This is a genomic window from Corynebacterium sp. (assembly GCF_012838985.1).
GTDB lineage: Bacteria > Actinomycetota > Actinomycetes > Mycobacteriales > Mycobacteriaceae > Corynebacterium.
Map to the genome: position 1 here is coordinate 1 of NZ_DUOE01000172.1, position 4,261 is coordinate 4,261.

Here is a 4,261-nt window from a genome sequence, read left to right on the forward strand (position 1 = left end):
ACAACGTGGCCACCGTCACCGGCAAGGACCCCGCGGGACACACGCTCACCGACACCGCTGAGGCCACCGTGGCCCTGGAGCGGCCCCTCGAGCAGCCGCCTACCCCCATCCCCTGCACCCGCGCCGATGTCGCCGTGGTCGTCTTTGGCGGCTGGAACAACATCCCCGTCAAGGCCTGGGTCGGCGGTACGGAGCAGGAGACGCTCTACACCACCGTGGATGCCTTTGGCCAGCAGCAGGTGATGTGGACCTTCTACCCGCCAGAGGGCACGAGCTGGAACGTCTCCGTGCAGCCACAAACGCCCGACGGGCTGGACTCGGCGCGCTGGCAGTACGAGCTCGTGCGCATCGAGTCCCCCAGCCTGGGGACGGAGAACAACAATCCGAGCAGTGCCAGTGTCTCGATCACGCGCTGCAACCAGTACGTGCTCTACTTCCAGCTGGTGGATCGAGGCACCACCCCGGACGTGGCCCCCACGCCCCCGAGTGCACCGGGCCTGCCGGTGACGGGGAGCGGGCCTGAGCCGATGCTCGCGGGAGGTGTGGGGCTCTTTGCCACCCTCTCCGGCCTCGGCTGGGCCATCCGCCGGCGGCGCTAGATCACACCGCACTCCCTCCGAGAGGGCCCGACGAAGAGTCGGGCCCTCTCGCCGTTCCTCACCATAAATAACCCTGTAACGTATAGCAAAGTCCTCCGGTCACACAGCATCCCGCATATTAAGGAAAGATACACCTATTCGTAACGTCTCGTTTACCTTCACCCACTATACTAGTGCGTGGCAAGGCCCTTTGCGAACCTCGTTGAGCCGTCACCCATCGCAGCGTCGCGAGTGGCACCGAACCAGCACCACAGAGGAGGTCGCTACGCAACGCATACCACCCGCAATCAGCTCACCCAGTGCCGGGGTCGCCGCCCGGCTCCCAATGCCTATCGCAACACAGGCGTGAGAAAGGAAGCACAAGACGATGCCATCAATCTGTTCAACAAGGTACAAGCCCTCGGCTGCTAGGATCGCGAGGATCGTCCTGACCCTCGTGTGGATCCTCATGGCGTCGGGGGTGTTCACGGGCGCGTCGCCGGTGCTGGCCGACGCCGTCTCAATCAGTACCCGGGGCGCGTGGTCGAACGCCCGAACCCTGGGAGGATCTACAGCTGAATGTGCCTGGTATGGCGTCCCGAACGACGACTCTGGCGACGACGATCAGGTTCGTTACGGCGATCCAGACAGTCATAGGGGATGCCCGTCTAGCAACAGCGGCCGCCGCAAGCAAAGCGGCTTTGGATTCCGGGGCAATACCGTATCGAGCGTCGTTCCCGGCCAGCCGTTTCTGCTAGGGCGATTCCGCCACTACAACCTGCCAATCTACGCAGACCGGGATCTTCAGAGAGTCGACCTGCGCATCGAACTGACCATCGCAACCTCAGGAGGCTCTGAGTCAGTCGCACTGGATTATGTTGTGCGACTGGATGAGACAGTCAACTCGCGGCCCTGCGAGTACCCTGGACAGACGGTCTGTCCTGACAAGTCATGGTTCGAGAACACCATTCCCTCTCAGACCTTCCGGATCGACGGTGTCCGGTATACGCTTGAGATCCTCGGGTTCCAGGCCTCGCAGACATACAATCCCAGCAAACCGCCGATCAACCAGTTCATCGCCGAAGAGCAGACAACCAACACCGCCTACCTCTTTGGCCGCATCACGCGGACCGAACCGGCCATCGCTGTACAGAAGACGGCCGACCTGACCAGCGGCATGGAGGGTGACACGATCACCTACTCCTACGTCGTGAGCAACCCGGGCGATGTGGAGCTTTCCAACGTCTCTGTTAGCGATGACAAGTGCTCTCCGGTGACCCCGGTGCTCACATCCGGCCCTAACGTGGGTGACGTCGACCGGGACAATCGCCTAGACAAGACCGAGACGTGGGAGTTCACGTGCACCTATACGGTGGACGATGATGACGCCAACAGCGACGGCGACATCATCAACACCGCCACGGCGACCGGGAAGTACGAGGAGATCACCGTCACGGCAACGGATACGGCCAGCGTGACGCTGCTGGCGGCCCCCAACCTCAGCCTGACGAAGCAGATCGCCACGTCGAACACGGGGCCGTGGCAGGACAGCATCACCGTCCTGGCGGACACCGACGTCTACTACCAGTTCACCGTCACCAACGGCGGCAACGTGCCCCTCAGTGACGTCACGGTGGAGGACCCCGACCTTGACGTCTCCAGCTGCGCCTGGGTGTCCCTGGCGCGCGGGGCGGATCCCGTCACCTGCGTCGCTGGCCCGGTAAAGGCCGAGGCAGGCGTGCACACGAACACCGCTTACGCCACCGGCCTGCAGCCCGATGGCGAGATCCCCATCACCTCGAACAGCGACACGGCCAGCTACACCGGCCTGGTCCCGGGGATTGAGGTCGTCAAGACGGCCAGTGTCTCCGAGGCGTACCCCGGCGACACGGTGGTCTACAGCTACACCGTCAAGAACACGGGTGAGATCACCCTCACGAACGTCACGCTCACCGATGACAAGCTCGGCGCCATCACGCTGGCTGACACCGAGCTCGCGCCGGGCGCGTCGACCACCGGCAGCGCTAGCTACACGGTGACCGCCGACGACCATCCGGAGATCGTCAACACGGCGACCGCCAGCGGCACGGCCACCGTCGGCTCGGCCAGCAAGACCGTCACCGACGAGGACTCGGCCATCGTCTACGTCATCCTGGCGAACACCTTGACCATCGTCAAGGACGCCGCCGGTGACACGACGACCCCGTTCGGCTTCGTGCTGGACACCGAGCAGCTCACCCTGGCCGTCCTACCGCGCGATGGCGAACTGCCGCTGACGTTCAACCTCAAGGGTGGTGAGTCGCAGTCCTTTGATCTCGAGCCGGGCGCCTACATCGTTACCGAGTCCGTCATGCCCGAGGGTTGGGTCCTGTCGGACATCGTGTGCGAGGGCGCCGAGTACGGCATCGACATCGAGTCGGGCAGCGTCTACCTCTACCTCAGCGAGGGGCAGAACGCGACCTGCACCTTCAGTAACCGCTACCCGCAGTTGTCGCTGACCAAGGAGGTCGGTACCTCCGCCAGCGGCCCGTGGGGCAAGGAGGTCACCGTCCAGGTCGGTAGTGACATCTACTACCGCATGACCGTGACCAACAGCGGCAACGCGCCGCTCTCCAGCCCGGTGGTGAACGACCCGGCCCTCGCCGCCTTTGAGTGCGAGCTGCCGGACACTCTCGAGGGCGGTCAGTCGGCTTCCTGTGTGCTCGGCCCGGTAGAGGCCGAGGCGGGCACGCACGTCAACACCGCCCAGGCCACGGCCCTGTTCCAGCGTGAGATCATGCGGCCCGTCGCGTTGGCAATCGCCGCGGACGGCCTCACGATCTACTCCGACGAGGATAGCGCCTCCTACACCGGCGTCGTGCCCGGCCTGACCATCATCAAGGTGGCCACGCCGACCAGCGCCGAGCCCGGTGCGAAGGTGGTCTACACCCTCGAGTACGCCAACACCGGCACCATGGACCTGACGGGTGTCACCATCACCGACACGCCGGACTGGACCTATGTGGCCAGCGTGGCCGTGGGTGAGGATACCTATACCTCCGGCAGCATCGTCTGGGAGATCGGCCCTCTGGCCGCCGCCGCCGCTGGCTCGGTGAGCTATGAGGCCACGCTGAAGGACGAGACGGCGTTCGCCATCGGCCAGACGGCGGTGGACAACGTCGCCGTCATCGACAGCGACCAGACCGAGTCCGCTGAGGACAAGGCGACGGTTACGGTGACGCGCCTGCTGGCGCCCGAGCCCGCCCTGACCCTCACCAAGGTCGGCTCAACCACGACGGCCCGCATCGGCGATGTCGTCGACTATACCCTCACGGTGCAGAACACCGGCAACATCACCCTGACGAACGTCATCGTGGTGGACGCCAAGCTCGGCATCGAGGAGACCATCGATGAGCTGGCCCCCGGTGCCTCGGCGCAGGTGACCGGCTCCTACACCGTCACCGAGGCGGACCTCGACGGCATCGTCAACACGGCGACCGCCGACAGCGATCAGACGGACACCGTCGCCGACACCTGGACGGTCGAGGTCATCAGCGGCCCGGCGCTGAGCATCGAGAAGGTCGGCTCGACGACCGTGGCCAAGCCTGGTGACACCGTCGACTATACCATCACCGTCAAAAACATCGGCGACGTCACCCTGACGAACGTCACCGTGGTCGATGCCAAGCTCGGCATCAACGCGA

2 protein-coding genes and 1 pseudogene are annotated in these 4,261 nt (G+C 64.6%); all 3 read left to right on the forward strand.

Translation table 11 applies throughout. From position 1 onward, the window contains the following. Window positions 1–599 (forward strand): hypothetical protein (locus GXZ33_RS09850; RefSeq protein WP_291340861.1); only part of this gene is annotated, 599 nt, incomplete at its 5' end. Window positions 600–1,047: 448 nt separating this feature from the next. Further along, window positions 1,048–1,677: pseudogene (locus tag GXZ33_RS12665) on the forward strand (choice-of-anchor K domain-containing protein); the annotation flags it as partial. Between the two features lie 78 nt (window positions 1,678–1,755). Further along, window positions 1,756–4,261, forward strand: a 2,506-nt coding sequence (locus GXZ33_RS09855; protein ID WP_291340862.1) for a hypothetical protein, incomplete at its 3' end; no start/stop codon positions are given.